We start from the raw sequence: 24,170 nt of genomic DNA on the forward strand, positions 1-24,170 counted from the left end.
ATCCTGATGTCAGGCCAAAAGCGAGGCATCACCCGAACGCTCAAGGCCATGATCCGCCGGCGCAGCGCCATCGAGCCGGCCATCGGGCACATGAAGATGGACGGGCGGCTGGGGCGCAACCCGCTCAAGGGGGCGCTGGGCGATGCGCTGCATGCGGTGATGTGCGGCGCTGGGCACAACCTGCGCATGATCCTGGCTGCGCTGCGGCTTCTATGCGCCCGACTCGGGCTGTCGATGCAGGCAGTCATCGCTGCATTGATCGCCCCTTCGCTCAACAACAGACCTGCCTGCGGCTGAAAACAGGATTGTTCAGGGCGGACGATGTAGGCGTTCAGGGTGGGGCATCCCGTTTCGTTGAACTGGTGCCTTAATCCCGCGCCGCAGCCCAGGTCATGAAGGCTCGGCTGGTGAGCTTCGGCCCTTGGCCTGTACGGATGACCCGTGGACAGCTCCAGAACGGCGTCGCTTGGTCCAGCAAGCGCACAAGGTACTCGCCGCCTATGCACAGTCCCGCGCGTAGCCGCCACAGCCCCGCAGTACGCGAAGGCCACAAACACTCCGCACCCCCCCCAGCCCGCACACACCGCCGCATAATGCTCGCGGCGCCACGGGCGCATCCGCCCGCCGCCGTCTCCCCCAACCAGACCCCCTCCCCTCGGTGACCGCCCTCCTGACCCACCTCCGCCGCCTGACCCCCTGGGTCCTGGCATGGTGGATGCTGGCCTTCGGCATGGCCGCCGCATCGCCCCTGCTGCACCCGCAAAGCCTGCAACTGGTCTGCAACGCGGCCGGCAGCGCCAAGCTGGTGGTCGTGCAGGACGATGGCAGCGGCCTGCGCGAGATGGGGCAGCACGGCCTGGATTGCGCGCTGTGCCTGGCTGCAGGCGCGCCGCCGCCCGTGCCGGCCGTGCTGCCGCCCGCCGTGTGGCAGCCGCTCGCGCTTGCGCTGCGCCCGGTGGAGGCCGCGCGCCTCGCGGTTCTGGTGGGGGCGCCGCTGCCGGCGCGCGGGCCTCCGGCTCGGGGCTGATCCCGGCTGCCGCCTCCGCTCCGTCGGGTGGGTGGATCGCGGCACGTTCCCGTTTCCCGTTTCTTTTTTCGCAGGTGCCCCCTTCCGCCGCGCCCCTTGCCGGGCGCCGGACTGCCCGAGAGCGTTCGCGCGCGTCGGCGCGTGGCCGTTGGCAGAGGCCGGGGCATGCCTTGCACGAGGTGGATATGGACTGGCTCCGTCGTCGTCGTTCTTCTTTGGCTTTTTCTTTCTCTTCCGTGGGGCGCGCCGCGCGCCGCACGGTCCCGGCCGCCATGGCGGCGCTTCCTGTGGTGGCCGCCTGGGCGCAGGAGGGCGGCAGCCCTGCGGAGGCCAGCCCCGCGCTCACGCTGGGCACGGTGGAGGTGCGCGAGGGCCCGGGCGGCGCCCTGCCCGCGCGCAGCGTGTCCACGTCGGTGGACATCGTGGGCGGCGAGGTGCTGCAGGACTCCCGCGTGGACCACAGCTGGGAGCTGCTGGGCCGCGCGCCGGGCGTGCAGGTCACGCCGTTCCGCCAGGGCGTGGATGCGGGCCGCTTCTCGTTTCGCGGCTTCAACGGCGAGGGCCGCGTGAACGCGGTCAAGCTGCTGATCGACGGCATTCCGTCGAACGACAACGCGGGCGGCATGCCGTTCCTCGATGCGGTGTTCCCGCTCGACATCGAGGCGGTGGAGATCGTGCGCGGCACCAATGACCCGCGCTACGGCCTCAACAACATCGCGGGCAATGTGAGCGTGCTCACGCGCACGGGCGGCAACGAGGGCCGGGCCAGCGTCACGGCGGGCAGCTTCGGCACGCGCGACGTGCAGGTGGTCAAGGGCATCGAGTCGGGCCCGTGGAGCCAGAACTACGGCGTGTTCTGGCGCACCACCGATGGCTGGCGCGACCATGCGGAGGGCACGCAGCGCGCGCTGTCGGGCAAGTGGTTCTACACGGACGAGGGCGGGCGCTGGCGCGCGGGCCTCACGGCGCGCTATTTCCACAACGAAGCGCAGGAGTCCGGCTACCTCACGCGCGAGCAGGCCGCCGCGCAGCCGCGCTGGTCGCCGCCGTGGGCGGCCTCGGACCGCAGCACGCGCGAGACCGGCCAGCTCGGCCTGCACTGGGAGGCCGAGCTGGCCGAGCGCCTCTCCTGGACGGCGCGCGCCTATGCCAACCACTACGAGAACCAGCGCTGGGTGCGCTTCTCGCAGGCCGGCGTGCAGCAGGAGCGCGACAACGACGAGAACCAGCGCGGCCTGAGCGGCGTGCTCACGTGGCGCCCCACGGTGGCCTGGGCGCATGCCTTCACGCTGGAGGGCGGGGTGGATGCGCAGTGGCAGGACAACGCCGCGCAGCGCTGGCGCGCGGTGGAGCGGGTGCGCACCACGCAGTTCCGCGACTGGGATTTCGACTTCCGCACGCAGGGCGCCTACGTGCAGGCCGTGGTGCAGCCCGTGCCGGCGCTGCGCATCGTGCCCGCGCTGCGCGTGGACCGCATCGGCGGCGATTTCACCGACCGCCTCACCGGGCAGCGCTATGGCGTGAACGGCTACGGCACCATCCGCCAGCCCAAGCTCAGCGTGGCGTGGACGGCGCGCGAAGGCGTCACGCTGTATGCCAACGCGGGCCGCACCTTCCAGGTGGGCACGGGCATCGACGCCTACCGCACGCAGGCGCGCGACCTGGGGCCCTCGATCAACGACGGCTGGGAGACGGGCGTGCGCTGGCAGCCCGCCGCGGGGCTGGAGGCGCGCGTGGCCGTGTGGCAGCAGCGCGCCTCGGGCGAGGTGGCGCGGGTGCTGGGCGTCGATGGCCTGCCCGACCCCGGCGGCCTGGGCAACGTGGGCCGCACGCGGCGCAAGGGCTGGGACGCGCAGCTCAACGCCCGCCTGCAGGCGCGCTGGACCGGCTGGGTGGCCTATTCGCACCAGGTGGCGCGCATCACCACGCCCGACCCGTCCGCGCCCGCCACGGCCGGCCGCGAGGTGGAGAACGTGCCCCACTACCTCGTGAGCGCGGGCCTGCAATACCGCGCCACCGAGGTGCTGCGCCTCTCGGCCGCCGTGACGGCGCAGGGCGACTACTACCTCGACCGCACCAACACCCAGGGCCGCGCGGGGCGCTATGCGCTGCTCGACCTGGGCGCCACCTGGCGGCTCACGCCCACGGCCGACGTGGGTGTGCAGGTGCGCAACGCCACCAACCGGCGCTATGTCTATGCGTGGTACGACAGCGGCTCCTCGGGCTATTCGCCGGGCGACGGGCGCAGCGTGTCGGTGAGCCTGGGCTGGAGGTTCTGACCATGGCATCCGTGGCGTCCGTGACCGCCGACGTGTCTCCCCTGCGGGCTTCCAGCCTGTACCGGGCCGTGTGGCGCTGGCATTTCTACGCGGGCCTGCTGGTGCTGCCCTTCCTGGCGTGGCTGGCGGTGACCGGCGGGGCCTACCTGTTCCAGCGCGAGATCGACGGCTGGGTCCACCGCGATCTGCTGCGCGTGCCCGTGGCCGCCGGCGCGGGCCAGCCCCACGGCGCCATCGTGGCGGCGGCGCTGGCCGCGCAGCCGGGGCAGTGGTTCCGCTACACGCCGGCCGAGGCACCCGGCGACAGCGCCAGCGTGGGCATCGCCACCGCGGGCGGCGAGCGCGTGGCGGTGTACGTGGACCCGGCCACCGCGCGCGTGCTGGGCCGGTTGCCCGAGCGCGGCACGCTGTCGTGGCAGATCCGCCGGCTGCACAGCCTCAAGGCCATCGGCCCGGTGGCCCGGGGCCTGATCGAGATGGCCGCGGGCTGGGCCGTGGTGCTGGTGGCGACGGGCATCTACCTCTGGTGGCCGCGCGGCCGGCGCGGCGGCGTGGTGACGGTGCGGGGCCGGCCGGCCGAGCGCGTGTTTTGGCGCGACCTGCATGCGGTGCTGGGGCTGGGCGTGGGGGCGATCCTCGCGTTCCTGGCGCTCACGGGGCTGCCGTGGTCGGTGTTCCTGGGCGCGCAGGTCAATGCCTGGGCCAACGGCAGCCACTGGGGCTACCCGGCCGGCGTGCGCGTGCAGGTGCCCATGTCGGCCGTGCCCGTGGCCGACACCCTCGCGGTGCCCTGGAGCCTGCAGCAGGCCCGGGTGCCCGGCCCCGCGCCCGTGGCCGCACCGGCCCATGAAGGACATGAAGGGCATGACGGCCACGCCGCGGCGCCTGCCGTGCCGTCCTCGGGGGGCGGGGTGGTGGCAACGCCGCCGCTGGGTCTGGATGCCGCCATGGCGGCGTTCTCGCGCCTGGGGCTGGCGCCGGGCTTCAGCGTGGCCGCGCCCCAGGGGCCGGCCGGGGTCTATACGGCGTCGGCCTATCCGCGCGATCTGGCCGGCCAGCGCGTGGTGCACCTGGACCAGTACAGCGGCCGGGTGCTCATCGACATGGGCTATGCCGACTATGGCCCCGTGGCGCGGGCGCTGGAGTGGGGCATCAATGTCCACCTGGGGCAGGAGTACGGCGTGGCCAACCAGATCGTGCTGGCCGTGGCCTGCGCGGGCATCGTGCTGCTGTGCGTGGCCGGGGCGGTGGCCTGGTGGAAGCGCCGCCCCGCGGGCCGGCTGGGGGTGCCGCCCTTGCCCGCGCAGCCGCGAGCGCTCTGGTGGGTGGTGGCGATCATCGCCGTCGCGGGGGTGGCGATGCCCCTGCTGGGGATTTCTCTGCTGGCCATGCTGGCCCTCGATGCCTTGGGGCAGGCGCGGCGGTCAAAGGTCGAGGGGGCCTGAACCGGGCCGGGGCCGCTGCGCGGGGCGGCCCCGTGGGCGTCAGAAGGTTTCCCAGTCGTCGTTGTTGTGGGCGGCCTTGGCCGGGGCGCTCGCTGCGGGGGCGGGCGTGGCGGCCGGGCCCGGGATGGCCACCGCCTTGGCGGCCGGAGGCCGGGGCGCGGAGCGGGCGGACTTGGCTGGCGCGGGGGTGTGCGTCAGGGGCGTGGCGGCGGGCCGGGGCGCCGGGGCTGCCTTGGCCTGCGGCAGCGCCGAGGGCGCGGCACGGGCGGTATCGCGGCTGCGGCTCTGAGCCTGGGCGATGACGGCCTGGGATGCGGAGGCATCGACCTGGAAGACGCTGACGAGCTCGACGAGGCGGGAGGCCTGGGAGTTGAGGCTGTCGGCGGCGGCGGCGGATTCCTCGACGAGCGCGGCGTTCTGCTGGGTGACCTGGTCGAGCTGGTTGACGGCATCGCTGACCTGGGAGATGCCTTGCTCCTGCTCGTGGGTGGCGGCGCCGATCTCGGCGATGAGGTCGGCGACGCGGCGTGCCTGATCGACGATCTCGCCCATGGTGGAGCCGGCCTGGCCGACGAGCTGGGAGCCGGCCTCGACCTGGGAGACGGAGTCGTCGATGAGGGACTTGATCTCCTTGGCGGCGGTGGCAGAGCGCTGTGCGAGGGTGCGGACTTCGGAGGCGACGACGGCGAAGCCGCGGCCCTGTTCGCCGGCACGGGCGGCCTCGACGGCGGCGTTGAGGGCGAGGATGTTGGTCTGGAAGGCGATGGAGTCGATGACGCCGATGATGTCGCCGATCTTGCGGGAGGATGCGGTGATGTCCTCCATGGTGCGCACGACGTTGCCGACGACCTCGCCGCCACGCGCGGCGGTGGCGGAAGCGGAGGAGGCGAGCTGGGACGCGGTGCGGACGGTGTCGGCGTTCTGCTTGACGGTGGAGTTCATCTCCTCCATGGAGGCGGCGGTCTGCTGGAGGTTGGAGGCCTGCTCCTCGGTGCGCTGGCTGAGGTCGGCGTTGCCGGTGGCGATCTGGGAGGCGCCGGTGGCGATGGATTCGCTGCTGTGGCGGACCTCGGAGACGACCTGCGCGAGGTTGGCGCGCATGGCGCCCATGGCGGCGAGGACGCTGGAGGAATCGCCGGAGCGCAGATCGACGCGCACGGCGAGGTTGCCGCGGGCGACCTCCTGGGCGATGTGGGCGGCGTAGGCGGGTTCGCCGCCGAGCTGGCCCTTGACGTGGCGGGTGATGGCCCAGGCGACGAGCGCGCCCAGGGCGGCCGAGACCACGGCCAGCACCAGCAGCATGAAGCCCGCCGCCTCGACGTCCTGCTCGGAGGCCTTGACCATCTCGGTCGTCATCCTGCGCTGGTAGTCGATCATGTCATCGACGGCCTTGAAGTAGGCCGCCTGCAGGGGGCGCAATTCGCCCAGCAGCAGGTCGCGTGCGGCATCGTTCTGGTTGGCCTCGCCCAGTTTCGCGGCCTTGTTGATCGCTTCGAGGAAGGCCGGGCGCGCCTGGGCGATCTTTTCCATGAGCGCGCGCCCTTCCGGCGACTTCACGCGCTGCTGCAACTCGCCCATCACCTGCGACGTGCGGGTCATCACTTCGCCGAGGCGGCGGTTTTCCTCGGCGATGCGCTGCGCGTCGGTGAGCATCGCGATGTTGCGCACCACGCGCGCCACGATGTTGATGTTGTCCTTGACCTCCTGCAGCTGCAGCAGCGTGCCCAGGCGGTCCTCCGAGAGGGTGCTGATGTTGTCGCTGACCTGGTCGAGCTGGATGCGCCCGTAGGCGGCCACCAGGAAACCGATCACGATCACGATCGAAAAGCCCATGCCGAGCATGGCGCCCAGCTTCATGTTCTTGAAGAAATTCACGGCACTCCTCAGTCTGCGGTTGGTTCCTGCATGCCGGGCCATTCCATTCCCGGCGGCGTATGTTGCTTAATGTATCCCCACCGTTTGGATCATCGTTTCACAGGGTGGAATAGGATGGACCCATACAGGGGCTCTGGATCACATCGGGGGCGCGGCGCGGCGGCGGCACGGGGTGTGACAATGTCCACCGATCCGCCGCTCCTGCCCCGCTCCGATGCCTGCCACCTCTCCGCGCCCTAACCTGATCTTCATCCTCGCCGACGACCTGGGCTACGCCGACCTGGGATGCACCGGCGCGCGCGATGCCGCCAGCCGCCCGGTCGATGTGTCGCCGCGCCTGGATGCGATGGCGGCGCAGGGCCTGCGCTGCACGCGGGGGTATTCCAATTCCGCCGTCTGTTCGCCCACGCGCTTCGCCCTGGCCACGGGCCGCTGGCAGTACCGCCTGCGCGGCGCGGCCGAGGAGCCCATCGCCAGCGTGCACGGCGACAAGGTGCTTGGCCTGCCGCCCTCGCACCCCACGCTGCCCTCCCTGCTGCGCGATGCGGGCTACGCCACCGCGCTCGTGGGCAAGTGGCACCTGGGCTATCCGCCGCATTTCGGCCCGCGCCTGTCGGGCTACGACGAGTTCTACGGCTTCCACGCGGGCGGGGCCGATTACTTCGCCCACTGCGACCCGCGCGGCCGCCCCGACTTCTGGGAGAACGAGGCACCGCACGAGGAGGAGGGCTACCTCACCGACCTGCTGAGCCGCCGCGCCGCCGACTTCGTGCGCCGCCAGCCGGCGGACCAGCCCTTCCTGCTGAGCCTGCACTACAGCGCGCCCCACTGGCCCTGGCTCACGCGCGAGGACCACGAGGAATCGCGCCGCATCGGCGGCTTCGGCAAGCACACCGACGGCGGCAGCCTGGAAACCTACCAGCGCATGATCCACCACATGGACGAGGGCATCGGCTGGGTGCTCGATGCGCTGGCCGAGCGCGGGCTGGCCGACAACACGCTCGTGGTGTTCACGAGCGACAACGGCGGCGAGCGCTATTCCAACAACTGGCCCTTCGTGGGCCAGAAGATGGACCTGCTCGAAGGCGGCATCCGCGTGCCGCTGCTGGCGCGCTGGCCCGCGCGCATCGCGGCCGGCAGCGAGAGCGATACGCCCAGCCTCACCATGGACTGGACGGCCACCTTCCTCGCCGCGGCGGGCGTAGCCGGGCACCCCGACTATCCGCTGGACGGCACCAGCCTGCTGCCACTGTTCGACGACCCTGCCTGGAATCCCGAGCGCGACCTGTGCTGGCGCATGAAGCACCGCGGCCAGCGCGCGCTGGTGCGGGGCCGCCACAAGTACCTCGTGGTCGATGGCGTGGAATACCTCTTCGACGTGGTGGCCGATCCGCGCGAGCGCGCCAACCTGCGCGAGCGCGAGCCGGAGCGCCTGGCCGAACTGCGCGCGGCCTGGGCCGCGTGGGACGCCAGCCTGCCGCCGATTCCCGACGAGGCCAAGGTCTCGCTGGTGTTCACGCGGCAGGACCTGCCGCAGGCCACGTTCTGACCTGAAGCGGCTGTGGCGGGGCGCTACGCGTCTGCCGCCCGAAAGGCCTGCGCGAGGTCGGCCAGCAGATCGGCCGGGTCTTCCTGGCCGATGTGCAGGCGCACGACGGGCCCGCGGCGGCTCCAGTCGTCCACCGTCCGGGCTTCGGTCATGGCCGCCTGCGTGACCAGGCTCTCGTAGCCGCCCCACGAGGCCCCCAGGCCGAAGAGCGCCAGCCCGTCGATGAACCGGTCCACCCGCTGCGCATCGGTGCCGGGCTGCCATTCGAATGAAACCAGGCCGTTCGTCCCGCTGCAGTCGCGCTGCCACAGGGCATGGCCGGGGTCTTCCGGCAGGGCCGGGCAAAACACCTGGCGCACCTGGGGCTGGCGCTGCAGCCAGCGCGCCACCTGCAGGGCGTGGCGCTCGTGCATCTGCAGCCGGGCGGACAGCGAACGCATGCCGCGCAGCACCAGCCAGGCGTCGTCGGGGCTCACCGCCATGCCGAAGGCGTCGCAGCGGTCGGCCAGCGGCTGCCAGGCCGCCTGCGTGGTGGAGGCCGTGCCCATCATCACGTCCGAATGGCCCGAGAGGTATTTGGTGGCGGCCATCACGGAGACGTCCGCGCCCAGGGCGAGGGGCTGGTACTGGAAGCCCGAGCCCCAGGTGTTGTCCGCTACCAGCAGCGCGCCGTGCGCGTGGGCGATGCGGGCGAGGGCAGGCAGGTCGCACATCTCGTAGACGAGCGAGGCCGGGCACTCGGCGTACACCATGCGCGTGTGGGGCTGCAGCCGGGCGGCCACGTCCCGCCCGTCCGCCGCGAAGAAGCTGCAGGCGATGCCGTAGGGTTCGAGGAAGCTGCGCGCGAGGCGGCGCACCGGCTCATAGACGCCATCGGAGAGCAGCACGTGGTCGCCTGGGCGCAGGTAGGCCAGGAACACCATGCCGATCGCCGCCAGCCCGGTCGGGAACAGCCGGGTCCGGTAGGCGCCCTCCAGCTCGCTGACCGCGTCCTCCAGCGCGAAGGCGGTGGGCGTGCCCCGCGCGCCGTAGCTGAAGACGCGCTCGCTCGATCGGCGCTGGCGCAAATCGCGCTGCTGCGCCGTGCTGTCGAACAGCACGGTGCTGGCGCGGACGATGGGCGGATTGACCGCGCTGCCGCCAGCATGGTGCGGCGCCTTGCCGCTGTGCAGCAGCCGCGTTTGCAGGCCTGGGGTGGTGGGGGGCGCTTCGTGGGGTTCGTCCATGGCGTGGGTCTCCGGGTCAGGCGCTGGCGGCGGTTGCGGCCGGGGGGGAGGGCAGCCGGAAGGATTGCAGCTCCTGCGCATCGAGCTGGGCGACGAGGCCGGTTTCCCAGTCCAGGTAGCGGCGCGCGGCTTCCTTGTTGCCGTCGTGGCGGTCATGGACGAAGAAAAGGTGGTCGATGCAGGCCGCGTCGTCCGGCAGGCCGGGGGTCGCCACGACCGGCAGGCCCGCCGCCCGCCAGGCGGCCATGCCGCCGCCGAGCAGCAGCGGCGGCTGTACGGTTGGGCAGTCGGCCATCGCCCAGGCGGCCAGGGCGGGCTCGTCGGCGACCACGGCGATCTGCTGCGCCACGCCCGCGAGGTCTTCCGCCAGGCGCGGGCGGATGGACCAGCGCGCGCCCTCGATGTGCCCGGCCCGGTAGGCCATGCCGGGGCGCAGGTCCACGAGGGCGAGGTCGCCGCGGGCAAGGCGTGCCGCCAGCGCGTCCACGGAGATCGTTGCCAGGGGCGGCGCCTCGGGCGTTTCCGGGGCCGGCAGGGCCAGCCCGCTGCCCAGCCCGCCTTCGAGCACGCAGGCGTCGTGGCCCATCTGGCGCAGCCAGCTCGCGACGGTGGGCGCGCGGGCTCCGTCGTCGTCGAACAGCACCAGCCGCGCGCCCCGCACGCCCACGTACTGGTCGAAGGCCTGCATCAGCTGGCCGCCGGGCGTGTGTTGCGCGCCGGGCAGGCTGCCCCGCGCGAATTCCTCGGGCGTGCGCACGTCGCACAGGAAGAGCGAGCGCCGCGCATCCGCCGCCCAGCCGCGCACGGTGTCGGCGCTGGCGGCGGGCACGCCGAAGCGCTCGGCCAGGCGCCGGGCGGCATCGCGCAGCGCGGGGCTTGCGGAGCCGTCGGGGTAGCGGCGCGTGCCGCCATGCTCCAGCGCCTGGTCCGCGAGGTACCAGCCCTGGGTGCCGTTTTCCAGCGCATAGACGGGATTGGGGAGCCCCAGGTTGATCAGCGTCTGCGCGCCGATGATCGAGCGGGTGCGGCCGGCGCAGTTGACCACGATGGGGGTGGTGTCGTCGGGCACGAGCGAGCGCACGCGCAAGGCCAGTTCCCCGTTGGGGCAGCAGGTGGCGGTGGGGATGTTCATCTTCCTGAACTCCGTGACCGGGCGGCCGTCCAGCACCACGACCGGCGATGCGGAGGCGATCATGGCGGCGAGCTGCTGTGCGCTCACGCGCGGCGTGTGGTAGGCACGCTCGGCCAGTTCGCCGAACGTCTTGGACGGCAGATTCACGCCCGCGAAGAGCGCATGGCCGGCCGCCTTCCAGCCGGGCGCGCCGCCGTCCAGCACGGCCACCCGGCCATAGCCCAGCGCCTGCAGGCGCGAGGCCGCGCGCCAGGCGACGCCGGCGGGCGGCGCGGCCCCGTCGTCGTACACGACGACCCGCGTGTCCCGCCGCGGCACCAGGCGCCGGACGTCCAACTCCAGCCGGCTGAAGGGCAGCGGCGTGGCGTAGAACAGGTGGGCTTCGCCGTACTGGCCGTGCTCGCGCACGTCGAGCACGGCGATTTCCTCGCCGTCGTGCAGCCAGGTCTTGAGCAGGGAGGGGGCAATGCGTTCGATCGTCATGGTGGAGTGCGTGGCCGGCCGGGCCCGGGTGCCGCACCCCGGCAGCCGCGCGGCCCGGTGCGGTCGGAAGATGGGGAGAAAAGGGGGCGGAAAGACGCGAGCGCGGACGCTCAGCGGCGGGTCTGCACGCCGATGTCCATGGTCGTGCAGGTGCCGCTGTCCAGGTCGTAGCTGGTGCGCCGGGTGAGCGTTTCGAGCGCGCGGCCGTACATGTGGAGGTGGCGGATGACCTGCTCGCCTTCGATCTGCACGGAATGGATGTCCTCGGGCATGAGGGCGATGCCCTTGCCGGGCGCCACGAGCACGCGGCCGGCCTCCCGCAGCGTACCGACGCCGGGCACCGCGCCGTCGTCGGTGCGTTCGTAGACGCGGTTGACCTCGGTGCCCTCGACCGCCGCGATGCACGCCCACGTCGTGTGGTTGTGCGGCACGATGCGCTTGCCGGGGCGCATCACGTTCAGGTAGAGCGCATGGCTCTGGTCCGGGTCCTCGGCGATGAGGTAGCGCGCCTGGTGCTCGCCGGCCTCCGGCGGGGGATAGTCGGCGGCCTGCCAGAGTTCGGTGCGCGCCGCGATGCCCTCCAGGGCCGCGAGCACGGAAGCCAGCGCGGGCCGCGTGGGCTCGCTGCCGCCGAGCGCTTCCTTCATGCGGGCGATGGCCGAGCCGACGGCCTGGGTGCGCTGTTCGCGGGTGGTGGTCATGGGGGATATCTCCTTGTTTTCGGGTCGAAGGGGGTGGCCGCGGGGCGAGCGCGCCGCGGCCTTGCGGTTCGAGGCCACTCTAGCGGCCGTGGAATGCGCGAACAATCCACCCGCGGAAGGAAAAAGCATCAGTACCATTAATGGATGAACACGCTCGACCTCGAACTGCTGCGCTCCCTCGTGGCCATCGTGCAGCACGAGAGCTTCGGCGCCGCGGCCGTGCAGCTCGACCGCACGCAGTCCGCCGTCACCCAGCAGATGCAGCGCCTGGAGGAGCAGATCGGACATCCGCTCTTCGAGAAGCGGGGCCGCCAGAAGCGGCTGACCGACCATGGCGAGCGGCTGCTGGTCTACGCCCGCCACCTGCTGGCCATCAACGACGAGGCGCTGCGGCACCTGCAGCAGGGCCACCTGGAGGGCACGCTGCGAATCGGGGCGCCGCACGACGTGGCCGACACCATGCTGCCGCCCCTGCTCTCCGAGGTCGTGCGCCATTCGCCCATGCTGCAACTGGATGTGCACGTGGGGCGCAGCCCCTTCCTCATGGAATCGCTCAAGCGCGGGGAGATCGACATGGCGATCTCCAACCGGCTCGACGCCGACCTCGAAGGCGTGGTGCTGCGCAGCTCGCCCACCGTGTGGCTCTGCGGCGCCGCCTACGTGCACGATCCCCAGAGGCCCCTGCCGATGATCATGGCCGACGGGCCGAGCATCTTCCGCCGCCTGGCCGAGGAGGCGCTGGACGATGCCGGCGTGCCCTGGATCACGCGCTACACGTCCAGCAGCCTGATCGGCATCCGGGCCGCGCTCCGGGCGGGGCTGGGCGTGACCGCGCGCGGCGTCGAGCAGCTCGACAACGGGCTGCGCGTGCTGGGCCCCGCGGAGGGGCTGCCGCCCCTGCCGGACGTGGTGTACCGCCTCTACGTGCGCAGCCGCGTGGTCAATCCGCTGACGCGGCGGGTCTTCGCGCTGATCCGCGAGCGCCTGCAGGGCAGCGGCCCGCTGGCGCCGTCCGTCCGCTGAGACCTGCTGAGGCGGCAGCGGAGCGCATGCCCGTGGCACCGGGCCGCGTGTCATCGAGGATTCATCAGAAACGCTTATCGGATTTCCTGCGCCGGAGTCTCGATCCCGCGCAGGGGCGCTGACATCATGAATCTCCATGGCGAGGGACGGGCCGAAACCGTACCACCGCCTGGACCTGTGCTTCCAGAGGCTCCCGCCCTGGTCGCGGCCGCAGTGTGGCCTGTCGTTTGCAGAGGTTCCCGTTCGATCCCCACTGCCCAGAGGAGTCTCTCCCATGCGTCGCGCCTTCGATGTCCGAACGTCCTTCCGCCAAGCCGCCAGCCTCGTGCTGGCGCTGGCCTTCGCCGCGAGCACCCCGGTGCATGCCCAGGTCCTGCCGAAGGTCGGGGATTTCCCGAGCCAGCCGATCCGGCTGGTGTCGCCGTTCCCGCCCGGCGGCGGCAACGATTTCCACATGCGGCTCGTCAGCAACGAACTGGCGGCCATCACCGGCCAGCCGGCCGTCGCGGAGAACCGCGCCGGCGCGGGCGGGAACATCGGCGCGAAATACGTGGCCGAAGGCAAGCCGGACGGCTACACGGTGCTGCTGTCCCAGGTGTCCACGATGGCGGTGAACCCGGCGCTGTACCGCGCGCCCGGCTTCGATCCGCTCAAGAGCTTCGTGCCGGTCACGCAGGTGAATGCCGCTCCGCTCGCCATCGTCGTGTCCGCGAATTCGCCGATCAAGACCATGGCCGATCTGCGGGCGAAGGCCCGGGCCGGCGGCGAGCGCCTGACCTATGCCACGCCGGGCAACGGGACGCTGTCGCACCTCGTGGGCGTGGTGCTGGAGAAGGATGCCGGCATCGCGCTCACGCACGTGCCCTACCGCGGCGCCGGCCCGGCCCTGGCCGACCTGATAGGAGGGCAGGTGGCGCTCATGATCACCTCGACTTCCTCGGTGGCGAGCCACATCCAGCAGGGGGTGGTGCGCGCGATCGCCGTCACCAGCCCGCGCCGCATCGGGGTGTTCAAGAGCGTGCCCACGCTGGAGGAGTTGGGCATGAAGGACATGGCGTACGAGGACTGGTATGGCTTCTTCGCGCCCGCCGGCACGCCGCCCGAGCGCGTCGCCTATCTGCACCAGGCCATCACCCGGGCGCTCAAGAGCCCGGCGGTGGAAAAGAAAATCCTGGAGGCCGGTGGCGAACTGGTGGCCGGAACGCCCGAGGAGCTGGCAGTGCAGCTGCGCAAGGATCTCGAACGCTGGGCCCGCGTGGTGAAGCTGTCCGGCGCGTCGGTGGATTGAGCGGCGGGCAACGGGTATGGCAATGGATACCGTGCGGCCTGCCGTCTCCGAACCGCCCCGCGCGTCCCCGGCGACGGGCCTCGCGCGGCGCTTTCCCGCGCTGGCGGCGCTCCGCGGGCTGTTGCCCGGCGTGCTGGTGTGCGTGGTGATCGCGTCGTCGGCGGCCTTCCTCTCCGAGCACTATGGCGGTCCCCGGCTGCTTTACGCGCTGCTGCTGGGGCTGGCTTTCCACTTCCTGTCCGAACTGCCGCGGGTGCACTCCGGCGTGGAGTTCTGCAGCCGGAGCCTGTTGCGGGTGGGGGTGGCGCTGCTCGGCGTGCGCATCACGGTGGACCAGGTCACGCGGCTGGGCTGGGCCACGGCGGCGGTGGTCGCCATCGCCGTGGCGATGACGGTCCTTCTCGGCATCGCACTGTCGCGCTGGCTGGGACGCGCGTCCACCGAGGGCGTCATCACGGGCGCCTCGGTGGGGATCTGCGGGGCATCCGCCGCCATGGCGGTGTCCTCGGTCCTGCCGCCGACGCCGGAGAACCAGCGCTTCACGCTGCTGGCCGTCGTCGGGGTGACCGTGCTCTCCACCGTGGCCATGGTGGTGTATCCGTTCGCACTGAGCCTGGCGGGGCTCGCGGCCGAGCCGTCCGGCATCGTGCTCGGCGGCACCATCCACGATGTGGCGCAGGTGGTCGCGGCCGGCATGCTGCTGGGGCCCCATGCGGGCGACACCGCGACGGTGGTCAAGCTCTTCCGCGTGATGCTGCTGGTGCCGGTCGTGCTGCTGGTGTCGCTGGCGTACCGGTCGCAGCGGATGGCCGCCCGGGCGGCGGAGGACGCATCGCGCCCGGTCCGGCGCGCGCCCCTCGTGCCGGGTTTCCTGCTGGCCTTCGCGGGGCTCGTGGTGCTGTCCAGCATGCATGTCTTCAGTGCGCAGACCGTGGCGCTGGCCAGCGCGGCCTCGGGATGGATGCTCGTGGTGGCGATCGCCGCCGCCGGCATCAAGACCAGCGTCAAGGCGCTTGCGGACCTGGGCTGGCAGCCGGTGGTGATGCTGGTGGTGGAAACCGTGTGGATCGCCGCGGTCATGCTGCTCGGCGTGTGGATCTTCGCCCTGGGCGCCTGATACGGTTTCGCAAGCAACAAGATCACTGCGTTGCTTCGCGCCTTGTGCTCTTTTCGATGGCAAACCCGTAGGGGATCGTGAACACGCCCCGAGGGGCGCGGGAGGCTCCGCGCGGATGTCCTAACATCCGGCCCATGCCTTATCCCTCCCGCTTCTGGGCCGAGTGGTCCACCCGCGATTTCGCCGAAGCGCGGGCCTCGGGCCTGGCGGAGCGCACCGTGGCCGTGCTGCCCGTGGCGGCCGTCGAGCAGCACGGCCCGCACCTGCCCCTCAGCGTGGATGCCGCGCTGCTGCAGGGCGTGATCGATGCCGCGCTGCCGCAGTTGCCGGCCGATCTGCCCGTGCTGTTCCTGCCGCCGCAGAACGTGGGCTTCAGCACCGAGCACACGGCCTTTCCCGGCACGCTCACGCTCTCGCCGGCCACGCTGATCGCGCTCTGGATCGAGCTGGGCGCCTGCGTGGCCCGCGCGGGCGTGAAGAAGCTGTTGCTCTTCAACGGCCATGGCGGGCAGGTGAGCGTGATGGACATCGTGGCGCGCGAGTTGCGCCAGCGCCACGGCCTGCTGGTCTACAGCGCGAGCTGGTTCAGCCTGCCGCTGCCCGAGGCCGTGAGCGCGCAGTTCAGCGCCGAGGAGCACCGCTTCGGCATCCACGGTGGCGAGATCGAGACCTCGATGATGCTGCACCTCGCGCCGCAGCAGGTGCGCATGGAGCATGCCGGGCGCTTCCGCTCCACCTCGCAGGACCGGGCCGAGCGCTACCCCATCCTGGGCAATGGCCGCAGCGCCAAGATGGGCTGGGCCATGCAGGATTACAACGCGGCTGGCGCGGTCGGCAACGCGGCGGGTGCGTCGGCGCAGAAGGGGCGCGCGGTCGTGGAGGCCGCGGCGGACGGGCTGGCGCGGCTGCTGCAAGAGATCGCCGAACTGCCGCCGGACACCGTGGTGGACGGCGCGCATGCCTGAGATCGTGAACACGTTCCAGAAGACATCGACAGGGAGGCGGGCGAGGTGATTCCGGAGATCAGTGGCTTGTGGCGTTCGGAGCAGGGCGGGCTGCCCTACCGCATCACGCAGGTGGATGATCGGTTCGTGTGGGAAACCGTGCACCGCAACGGCGTGCTCGAGACGGGCATCGGCGGCTTCCTGCCCGGCGCCGATGAGGCCGCCGTTGGGGTTGCCGATGCGGCGGGCGCGCGGGTGCCCGTCGATGCCCGGTGGAATTTCCACGGCGGGGCGGTGGGTGCCAAGGTCCGCTCGGCCTCCGGCCAGGTGGTCCTGCAGGGGCTGCAGGCCGTGCGCATCGAGTGGAGCGACGGGGACCACTTCCAGCGGGTGCTCTGAAGCGCCACAACGGGGTGTCGTTTCATCTCAGTTTTCCACGGCGCTGCGCGCCACCCACATCGCATGAAACTGGCGCGGCCCAGGCGCGGGCAGCCGCGCAAGGGCCGCCCCGCCGCGCTGGCTGCGTCCCTCTTCCCACGCGCAGCGTGAGAGAAGGGGGAAGCCGCGAAGCGGCTCAGGGGGTTGTCGTCTCATTTCAGGTCCGCTCGGCCTCCGGCCAGGTGGTCCTGCAGGGGCTGCAGGCCGTGCGCATCGAGTGGAGCGACGGGGACCACTTCCAGCGGGTGCTCTGAAGCGCCACAACGGGGTGTCGTTTCATCTCAGTTATCCATCGCGCTGCGTGTCACCCGCGATGCGTGAAACCGGCGCTGCTCCACCTGTCTGAAGGCCGCGGAGCAGGCCATGCCAGCGGACGCCGTGGAGCGGGCTTGGCCCGGCCACCGGCGTCGTCCCCCTTCCCGCCGTGCGTAGCGCGGCGAGAGAAGGGGGAAGGCGCGCAGCGCCACAGGGGGTTGTGGCTTCAGTTCAGGCGTGGGTCACCCAGTCGGCGTCCCCGGGCGTGTCCAGGTGCGGGAGCGTGTTGAAGGTCTGCAGCATCAGCCGCTTGGGGGAGATGCTGAACTCGGTCACCGCCGCGTTGCGGATGCGCATGTTGAGCGCGATGGTCACCTCGGGCGGCGTGGAGAGCACCGTGCCCACGGCCGTGGAGATCGGGCCGCCGCTCGACACCAGCAGCACGTTGTGCTCCGCGTGGTGGCGGCGCACCTGCTCCAGCACCGAGCGCACGCCGTCCGAGAACGCCATCCAGTCCGGCATGCCGGCGGGGCTGATGGTGCCGCCCATCCACTGCGCGAGCGCGTCGCAGAGCAGGCGGAAGTGCTGGCGGTAGCGCTCGGGGGTGTCGGCGGGCGGCAGGGGCTGGGGGTGGATGGCTCCGATCAGCGCCGCGCTGTCGTACTCGTCGAGCGCGGGCAGGGCCTGCAGCGGCCCGGGCGCGGCCTGCAGCCCCTGCGCGATGCCCGCCAGCGTCTGCGCGTGGCGGCGCAGGGTGCCGGTATAGACGGCATCGAAACGCAGGCCGCGCTCGCGCCAGTAGGTCCCCAGCCGCACCGCCTGCTCGTGCCCGCGCGGGCTGAGCTGGTCGTAATCCTGGGCGCCAAACGAGGCCTGGCCGTGGCGCACGAGGTAGAGGGTTCCCATGGCCGGAATTCTGGTCCCCGGCCCGGAGGGCCTTTGTCTCCGGGGCGACGGGTGTTGCGCGGCACGCGGCCTGCGGGGGCTTCGCATCTCCGCGCGGCGTTTCGCCCCGGTGCTGGCGGTGCATGGAATCCCGGGGGAATCTCCTCGGGGCGGCATCCGCCGCTGCCTCCTGTGGATCGACATGTCCCCTATCGACCTTCGCCGCCAAGTCCCAAACGATCGCCATCGGCCCGCGGGCGATAAGCACGCTTCCCTGGAGCCGGTGCGGAACCCGCTGCGCCGTGGGCAGAAAGGCCCGCCGGGCCCGTCCCCGCTGTCACGGATCTCCAACGCTCCAGAGGGCTTGCCGGCCCGGGAGGCCTCCGTGGCGCCCACCCTGCGGCGCAGCAAGGCGTCCGTGTATGAGTGGAGCGGAAACCCCACGGACGAGGCCCCTGGCGTGCTGCGGAGAAAGCCCAAGGTCCGTTTCGCGGAAGGCACGGCCACGGTGGATGGCCCGGGCAAGGCCCGCCAGGTGCGGGAAGCCGCGGACGACACGGAGCAGATCAACCGCCATGCGCAGCGGCTGTTGCAGATCCATGGTTCGTCGATCTCCCCCGACGTGGTGGCGAACATCCGTTCCGGGATCTATTACGAAAGCAAGGAGCTTCCCCCCAAGAAGCTCCTGCAGACCAAGGTCGACTGGGAGACAGCGTGCAAGGCGGTGAACCAGCGGCTGGCGGATGCCATCCTCCAGTCCTACCAGCGGATGGTGACTGAAGGCCATGTGCCCTACAAGACCCGCGAGAAATTCGTGCAGTTGAGCGAGCGCTGACGCGGCGCTTCGGTGCCCCCGCGCGTTAGTACCGCTGCCAAGCCCGCGCGAGCGGCTGCTGTCCCACGCCGGGCTGGCGGTGGTCGCACACGCCCTGGGGAAACGCGCGGGCGAGCCGCGCGAGCTGCCCGGCGGTGGGCACGAAGGGGGCGTAATCGGCCGCCTCCACCGGCTTGAGCCGGCACTTGAGTATGTCGTCCGAGAGCGGACCGCCGGCGGCCATGCGCGGCGATGGCGTGAGCGGGTAGAGGGTGCGGCAGCGGCCCGCGCCGTCCGGGGTCGCGGGCTCGGTGATGCGCCGGGCGGTTGCCGGGTCCCAGCAGGCGTCGGCGGCCTCGGCAGGCCTGGCGCGCCGCACGGTGTCCGGGGTGGCAGGGCCGATCTGCGCTGTGATCCCGTCGAGCCACTGCGTCATCGTGCCCAGGCGCGCATCGAGCGTATCGCGCGCGAGCTGCGCTAGCACCTGCTGCTGCGCGGCGCCCAGGCCCAGGCGCTGCGCGAGGCCGGGGTGCGGTAGCACCCAGATCACCTGGTTGTCCGCCTGCCCATTGGCGCGCACCAGTTGCTCGCGGATCTTGAGGTCGTTGTAGAGGGTGTGGATGTCGCCGCCCGGCTCGGCGTAGGTGCGCATGTGCAGCATCGGCACGCTGCCCAGCCCGCCGCCGCCCGAGCCCACGCGCCCCGTGGCATAGGCGCGCGCCAGCGCCGTGGCATTGGCTTCGGTGCGCGCGGGCGCGAGGTTGCCGTCACCGTCCATGCCGCCGATGCCCTCGTTGAGCGCAGCGAATTCGTCGAAGGCCAGGGTGCCGGCGCGCAGCGCCTGCAGGCCGTATTGCACGCCCACGTTGTCGAGCGGGCGCAGCGCATGCCCCCGGCCGTCGCGGCCCAGGCTGTTGGCGTGCGCGTCGTAGAGGGCGCACCGCGCGCCGCCCGGGTTGTTCGTGGGGTGGTAGACGGCGTCCGCGTTCCTGAGCCCGCAGGCGGGCGTCACTGCGCCGCTGGTGACCACCAGCGCGTCGCCCAACCCCGTATCCCAGTTGGCGCATGTGCCCTTGAGGTGGCCCTCGAAGGCCTGGCGCGTGGCGTCGCTGGCCGGATGGCGCTGGAACCAGCGATTCAGCAGGCGGCAATCGCTCACGGCCACGGCGGTGCTGAACACGTCGGGGAATGCCGCGTCCGGCATGAGGCCGTCGAGGATGCCAGGGTAGTTCTGCGCGATCAGCATCTGCTGGATGGCCCCGCCCGATCCGCCCATGCCCACCATCCAGCGCGGCGTGCCGTAGGTCTTGGCGATGTGCTCGCGCAGCAGCAGGGCGGTTTCGGCCGAGACCACGTCGTTCACGTTCACCCGGTGGGTGTTGAGCGAGGAGATGACGTAGGCGAAACCCTGCGAGAGGGCGGTGAGGCTCTGCGCGTCGGTGGCGCTGGCGCGGAATACGTCGCTGGCCTGGTTCGCGCCCTGGTTGTATTGCACCCCGGTGGATTCGCCGAAGCGGAACACGATGCGCCGGTTCCAGGCCAGGGCCCCGCCCGAGGGCTCGGTGCGTGGGTCGGCCAGTACGCCGATGCGGTAGATGGAGCGGTTGATCGTGCCGGATTCGACGCGCACGATGAAGGGCACCGTGCGGCCCTCCAGCGTCGTGGCGGTGGCGAGGTCGGCGGGCCGCTCGCCCAGCGGGTCGGCCAGGGGCCTGGCGGTGCCCTGAGGCGTGACGTAGAACCAGTCGTAGCGGCGGACGGCGGTGCAGTCGGCGTCCAGCGGTGCGCCCAGCCCCGCTTCCTCGGTACGGCACTCGAAGGGCGCGAGGCGGGGGCCGGAGAACAGCGGGCCCGCGCCAGCGTGGTTTAGCAGCGCCAGCGTGCCCAGCACCTGCCCGTGCGCATCGGTGGCCACGACCTCGTTGTGGCCAGGGTGTAGCCCCTGGAGCAGCAGCTCATGGCGCCCGGCCCGGGGCGTGGACTCCAGCGGCGTGGCGACCGGCGTGCCGTTGAGCGCGATGCGCACCGTGTCTGGTCCGATGCCCGCCGGCAGGTCGATCGCCACACGTGCGCTGCCGCCGCTCACCATGTCCGCCGGGCTGGACGCCACCGACAGCCCGGCAGCCTGCCTGCCCCATTGCGGCCCGGAGGCCCCGCAGGCCGCGAGCAGGCTCAGCAGGGCGGTTGAGGCGAGGAGTATCCGGGCAAGGGGAGGCGCAAGAGTGCGGACGTGCAAGAGCGTGCGAGGGCGCTGAGACATGGCGGAGGCAGTCGCTTGCGCGACCGGTGTGGACGACGCGGCGGATTGTAGAAACGTTCCGCGTGGGGGAATTATTTATCCGGTTCCGCGCAGGGGCCATTCGCCGTGCCGTGCGGCGCCGTCAGCGCGCCGGGGCCTGCAGGGTGCGCGCGAACACCGCCGCGTCCACGTTGCCGCCGGTGAGCGGCAGCCCCACCACCCGGCCGGCCAGCCGGTCTTTTTCCTGCAGCGCCGCCGCCAGGGCCGCGGCACCCGCGCCCTCGGCCACGTTGTGCGTATCGGCGAAGAGGGCGCGCATGGCGGCCGCCACCTCGCCGTCGCTCACCCGCACCACGCGGTCGAGGTGCGGCGCGAGGACGGCGAGCGCCTCGGGGTCGGCCACGCGGCAGGCCATGCCGTCGGCGAGCTGCGTGGTCACCGGGGCTTCCACCACGCGGCCGGCGGCGATGGAGTCCGCGTAGGTGGTGGCGTGGGCGCTCACCACGCCCACGATGCGCACGCCGTGGCCCAGGGCCTGCCGCGCGGCGATCGCCGCGCAGGCGCCCGAGCCCTGGCCGATGGGCACGTAGGCCACCTCCATGCGCGGCACGGCGCGCAGGAATTCCCACCAGTAGGTCGCCACGCCGCGCAGCAGATCGGCATGGAAGCTGGGCACCATGTGCGCGCCGCGTTCAGCGGCGAGCCGCATGGCGTGTTCGCGCGCTTCCTGGAAGTCCTGGCCGTGCTCGACGAGCGTGACGCCCAGCGCGCGCATGGCGGCGTTCTTCTCCACCGAGTTGCCGTGCGGCACGACGATGGTGCAGGCCACGCCGTGCCGGCGGGCGGCCCAGCCCAGGCTCTGGCCATGGTTGCCGCGCGTGGCGCTGACCACTTCGCGCGGAAGCTCCCCGCGCCGCGCGAGCTGGTCGAAATACGTGAGGCCGCCGCGGATCTTGAAGGCGCCCACGGGGGTGTGGTTCTCGTGCTTGACCCAGCACTCCGCGCCCAGGCGCTCGCCGAGCAGCGCCCAGCGGTATTGCGGCGTGGCCGCGAAGTCGGCATAGACCACTTGCGCGGCGGCCTCGATGTCGGCGAGGCCGGGCAGGGCGAAGGGCATCGTGGCGGTGGCATTCATGGCGCGGCCTTGCGTTCGGTGAAAAGGATCTTGAGGGCCAGCACGCCGAGCACGGTGCCCATCACGTAGCGCTGCGCGCGCACCCAGGATTCGCTGCGCTGCAGGAACACCGCCACGCGCGCGGCGAAGAGCACCAGCAGCGCGTTCACGGTGGTGCTGATGGCGATCTGCAGCGCCCCCAGCGTGAGGCTCTGCGCCAGCCAGTGGCCGCGCTCCGGGTGCAGGAACTGCGGGAAGAACGACACGTAGAACATCGCCACCTTGGGGTTGAGCGCGCTGGTCAGGAAGCCCATCAGGAAGAGCTTGCGCGGCCCGTCGTGCGGCAGGTCGCGGGCTTCGAACGGCGTGCTGCCGCCGGGCTTGACGGCCTGCCACGCCAACCAGAGCAGGTACGCCGCGCCCGCGATGCGCAGCGCGTCGAAGGCGATGGGCACGGTGATCAGCAGGGCCGACAGGCCCAGCGCGGTGGCCAGCAGGTGCACGCAGAAGCCGAGCACGATGCCGACGAGCGACAGCAGCCCGGCGCGCGGGCCCTGCGTGAGGCTGCGCGAGACGCAATAGACCATGTTGGGGCCGGGCGTGAGCACGAGCACCAGCGCCGCGAGGGCGAAGAGCAGCAGTTCCTGCGGCGTGAACATCATCGTCATGGAAGAGTCTCCAGGGGTTGCGATTGGAGCGGCACCGTGCCGCGTGGCGTGGAAAGGGTGGCCCGGATGCGGGGAGCGCCGGCCCGCGCGACCGGGCCGCAGCGCAGGCCGATGGCCGCGCAGGCGGCGCCCAGCGCCTCGGGCTGCGGGTGCTCCAGCGCCAGCGACTGCAGCGCGACGCCGCTCTCGGGCAGGCTGTGGCAGGGGTGGCGTTCGCCCCACTGGATGAGCGTGGGCAGGCAGCCGTCCATGAGGCGCTGGCCGTCGGGCCGCAGGGTGATGCGCCATTCCAGCAGGCCGAAGGGCGTCGGGCGTCCGGCGGTGACGACGTCGCCCCGGTCCACGCCGCGCTCCGCCAGCGCGGCGTGCGCGGCGGCGATGTCGGGCACCGAAGCCACCCAGTGGATGAGCTGCGGGCCGTCGCGCGCCACCTGCGCGCGCAGGGCCGCGTCGTCCATGTCGAACCAGCGCCGGGCCCCCGCCGCCAGCGCGGGCCGGGCCTTGGGGTTGAGGGCGATGATCTCCAGGTGGGCGCGCGGATGCGTGGCACTGGAGAGGTTCAGCAGCCGGTTGTGCGTGCCCATGAGCGGGTGCTCGCCGCCCGTGGCGGGGTCCACGCCCAGGGCCTGCCGGCACCAGAGGGCCCCCTCCTGCAATGTTGCGGCCATCACCACGAGGTGATCGACGTCCGGGGTGGTGCTGCCGAGGGTCATAGCAGCACCTGTCCGTCCACGCAGGTGACCGAGCCGCCGCCCACCCAGATGTGCTCGCCGTCCTGCTCCACGTGCACGCGGCCGGCGCGGCCCAGGGCCGTGCCCTGGCTGGCGACGTAGCGCGGCGGAGCGAGGTGCGCGCCGATCAGCCACTGCGCCAGCGCGGCGTTGAGGCTGCCGGTCACGGGGTCCTCGGCGAGGCCGTTGTTGCCGGGAAAGAACGCCCGCACCTCGAAGTCCGCGCCGTCGCCGTCCGGCGTGCCGTGGCTGCCGACCACGCCCACCTTGCCGCGCGGGCCGACCACGCCGATGTCGAGCGTGCCGAGCACGGCCGGGTCGGGGCGCAGCGCGAGCACGGCCTCGGCCGAGGACAGCAGCACGCCGCGCCAGTTCGGGCCGTTGTCGCACCAGGCATGGCCCAGGATGTCCGTGCGCGCAATGCCCAGGCCGCGCGCGATGAGCTCCACGTCGTCCTCGGGCAGCGGGCCGCTCTTGAGCAGCGGCGGTGCGGCGAAGGCCAGCCGCTCGCCATCCTGCCGCAGCGTGACCAGGCCCACGCCGCATTCCTGCACCACGCGGCCCGGCGTGCGCGGCTGGCCGCCCGCCTCCAGCCACGCATGGCAGCTGCCCAGCGTGGGGTGGCCCGCGAAGGGCAGTTCGCGGCCGGGGCAGAAGATGCGCACGCGGTAGTCGGCGCCCGCCGCGCGCCCCGCCTCGGTGGGCGGCAGCAGGAAGGTGGCCTCCGAAAGGTTGGTCCAGTTGGTGAACTGCTGCATGGCCTCGGTGGTGAGGCCCTCGCCATCGAGCACCACGGCCAGGGGGTTGCCGAGGTAGGGGCGCTCGGTGAACACATCGACTTGCTTGAAGGGGCGCAGGTGCATGGAAAGCTCCCGGTGGAAGAGGAACGGATCACGGAGCGCCGCGCCCGGCCGCCTCCGGCAGGCCGTGGCCGGGC

Annotated in this window: 21 protein-coding genes and 1 pseudogene; 12 read left to right on the plus strand and 10 right to left on the minus strand. The window is 72.1% G+C overall.

Translation table 11 applies throughout. The features are described from left to right. The 4 genes and pseudogenes from AX018_RS21375 to AX018_RS21390 all read left to right on the plus strand — a co-directional run. Positions 1-297: pseudogene (locus tag AX018_RS21375) on the plus strand (IS5/IS1182 family transposase); the annotation flags it as partial. A gap of 361 nt (positions 298-658) precedes the next feature. Continuing rightward, on the plus strand, positions 659-1,027 hold the full coding sequence (locus AX018_RS21380) for a DUF2946 family protein (RefSeq protein WP_111881607.1): 369 nt from the start codon (positions 659-661) through the stop codon (positions 1,025-1,027). A 272-nt stretch (positions 1,028-1,299) separates the two neighbouring features. Beyond that, on the plus strand, positions 1,300-3,306 hold the full coding sequence (locus AX018_RS21385; protein WP_245951766.1) for a TonB-dependent receptor: 2,007 nt from the start codon (positions 1,300-1,302) through the stop codon (positions 3,304-3,306). Positions 3,307-3,308: 2 nt separating this feature from the next. Further along, positions 3,309-4,751 carry a PepSY-associated TM helix domain-containing protein gene (locus AX018_RS21390; protein ID WP_111881612.1) on the plus strand — a complete coding sequence of 481 codons (1,443 nt, stop codon included), beginning with the start codon at positions 3,309-3,311 and terminating at the stop codon, positions 4,749-4,751. A 39-nt stretch (positions 4,752-4,790) separates the two neighbouring features. On the opposite strand, the gene AX018_RS21395 is transcribed toward AX018_RS21390, so the two are convergent. Then, positions 4,791-6,626 carry a methyl-accepting chemotaxis protein gene (locus AX018_RS21395; RefSeq protein WP_211322500.1) on the minus strand — a complete coding sequence of 612 codons (1,836 nt, stop codon included), beginning with the start codon at positions 6,624-6,626 and terminating at the stop codon, positions 4,791-4,793. 214 nt (positions 6,627-6,840) lie between these two features. Here AX018_RS21395 and AX018_RS21400 point away from each other — a divergent pair, with 214 nt between their 5' ends. Further along, entirely contained in the window at positions 6,841-8,175 is a 1,335-nt protein-coding gene (locus AX018_RS21400; RefSeq protein ID WP_111881615.1) for a sulfatase family protein, read from the plus strand. Positions 8,176-8,198: 23 nt separating this feature from the next. Here the strand turns inward: AX018_RS21400 and metC are convergent, their stop codons facing one another. The 3 genes from metC to AX018_RS21415 form a co-directional block, all read right to left on the minus strand. Next, the gene (gene metC / locus AX018_RS21405) at positions 8,199-9,401 is read right to left on the minus strand and encodes a cystathionine beta-lyase (protein WP_111881617.1); all 1,203 of its coding nucleotides are present in this window, start codon (positions 9,399-9,401) and stop codon (positions 8,199-8,201) included. 16 nt (positions 9,402-9,417) lie between these two features. Further along, positions 9,418-11,016, minus strand: a complete 1,599-nt coding sequence (locus AX018_RS21410) for a rhodanese-like domain-containing protein (protein WP_111881620.1) — start codon at positions 11,014-11,016, stop codon at positions 9,418-9,420. 110 nt (positions 11,017-11,126) lie between these two features. Then, positions 11,127-11,717, minus strand: coding sequence for a cysteine dioxygenase family protein (locus AX018_RS21415; protein WP_111881622.1), 591 nt, complete (start codon positions 11,715-11,717; stop codon positions 11,127-11,129). A 144-nt stretch (positions 11,718-11,861) separates the two neighbouring features. Between AX018_RS21415 and AX018_RS21420 the strand changes: the two genes are divergently transcribed. The 6 genes from AX018_RS21420 to AX018_RS25330 all read left to right on the plus strand — a co-directional run bounded on the left by AX018_RS21420 (position 11,862) and on the right by AX018_RS25330 (position 16,781). Beyond that, positions 11,862-12,740, plus strand: a complete 879-nt coding sequence (locus tag AX018_RS21420) for a LysR substrate-binding domain-containing protein (RefSeq protein ID WP_111881625.1) — start codon at positions 11,862-11,864, stop codon at positions 12,738-12,740. 274 nt (positions 12,741-13,014) lie between these two features. After that, the gene (locus AX018_RS21425) at positions 13,015-14,028 is read left to right on the plus strand and encodes a Bug family tripartite tricarboxylate transporter substrate binding protein (RefSeq protein WP_111881627.1); all 1,014 of its coding nucleotides are present in this window, start codon (positions 13,015-13,017) and stop codon (positions 14,026-14,028) included. A 16-nt stretch (positions 14,029-14,044) separates the two neighbouring features. Further along, complete coding sequence (locus AX018_RS21430; RefSeq protein ID WP_353618502.1) at positions 14,045-15,145, plus strand: YeiH family protein; 1,101 nt, start codon at positions 14,045-14,047, stop codon at positions 15,143-15,145. A 134-nt stretch (positions 15,146-15,279) separates the two neighbouring features. After that, on the plus strand, positions 15,280-16,110 hold the full coding sequence (locus AX018_RS21435) for a creatininase family protein (RefSeq protein WP_111881632.1): 831 nt from the start codon (positions 15,280-15,282) through the stop codon (positions 16,108-16,110). A 66-nt stretch (positions 16,111-16,176) separates the two neighbouring features. Beyond that, positions 16,177-16,488 (plus strand): hypothetical protein, encoded by a 312-nt coding sequence (locus AX018_RS21440; RefSeq protein WP_111881635.1) that lies wholly within the window; start codon positions 16,177-16,179, stop codon positions 16,486-16,488. Between the two features lie 146 nt (positions 16,489-16,634). After that, positions 16,635-16,781 (plus strand): hypothetical protein, encoded by a 147-nt coding sequence (locus tag AX018_RS25330; RefSeq protein ID WP_170146316.1) that lies wholly within the window; start codon positions 16,635-16,637, stop codon positions 16,779-16,781. 232 nt (positions 16,782-17,013) lie between these two features. On the opposite strand, the gene AX018_RS21445 is transcribed toward AX018_RS25330, so the two are convergent. After that, a complete protein-coding gene (locus tag AX018_RS21445; RefSeq protein WP_111881637.1) occupies positions 17,014-17,688 on the minus strand; it encodes a histidine phosphatase family protein in 675 nt (224 codons plus the stop codon). 364 nt (positions 17,689-18,052) lie between these two features. On the opposite strand from AX018_RS21445, the gene AX018_RS21450 reads away from it, so the two are divergent. Next, entirely contained in the window at positions 18,053-18,502 is a 450-nt protein-coding gene (locus AX018_RS21450; protein ID WP_146749391.1) for a hypothetical protein, read from the plus strand. A 25-nt stretch (positions 18,503-18,527) separates the two neighbouring features. Here the strand turns inward: AX018_RS21450 and AX018_RS21455 are convergent, their stop codons facing one another. The 5 genes from AX018_RS21455 to AX018_RS21475 all read right to left on the minus strand — a co-directional run bounded on the left by AX018_RS21455 (position 18,528) and on the right by AX018_RS21475 (position 24,096). Continuing rightward, entirely contained in the window at positions 18,528-20,741 is a 2,214-nt protein-coding gene (locus AX018_RS21455; RefSeq protein WP_146749392.1) for a DUF6351 family protein, read from the minus strand. A gap of 121 nt (positions 20,742-20,862) precedes the next feature. Next, a complete protein-coding gene (locus tag AX018_RS21460) occupies positions 20,863-21,855 on the minus strand; it encodes a threonine dehydratase (RefSeq protein ID WP_111881644.1) in 993 nt (330 codons plus the stop codon). Further along, on the minus strand, positions 21,852-22,493 hold the full coding sequence (locus AX018_RS21465) for a LysE family translocator (RefSeq protein ID WP_170146317.1): 642 nt from the start codon (positions 22,491-22,493) through the stop codon (positions 21,852-21,854). The genes AX018_RS21460 and AX018_RS21465 overlap by 4 nt, the downstream gene beginning before the upstream one ends. Positions 22,494-22,498: 5 nt before the next feature. Beyond that, positions 22,499-23,215, minus strand: coding sequence for a VOC family protein (locus AX018_RS21470; RefSeq protein ID WP_111881647.1), 717 nt, complete (start codon positions 23,213-23,215; stop codon positions 22,499-22,501). Continuing rightward, positions 23,212-24,096 (minus strand): PhzF family phenazine biosynthesis protein, encoded by an 885-nt coding sequence (locus AX018_RS21475; protein WP_111881649.1) that lies wholly within the window; start codon positions 24,094-24,096, stop codon positions 23,212-23,214. The genes AX018_RS21470 and AX018_RS21475 overlap by 4 nt, the downstream gene beginning before the upstream one ends. Positions 24,097-24,170: the final 74 nt, after the last annotated feature.

This window comes from Paracidovorax anthurii, assembly GCF_003269065.1.
GTDB classification, from domain to species: domain Bacteria; phylum Pseudomonadota; class Gammaproteobacteria; order Burkholderiales; family Burkholderiaceae_C; genus Paracidovorax; species Paracidovorax anthurii.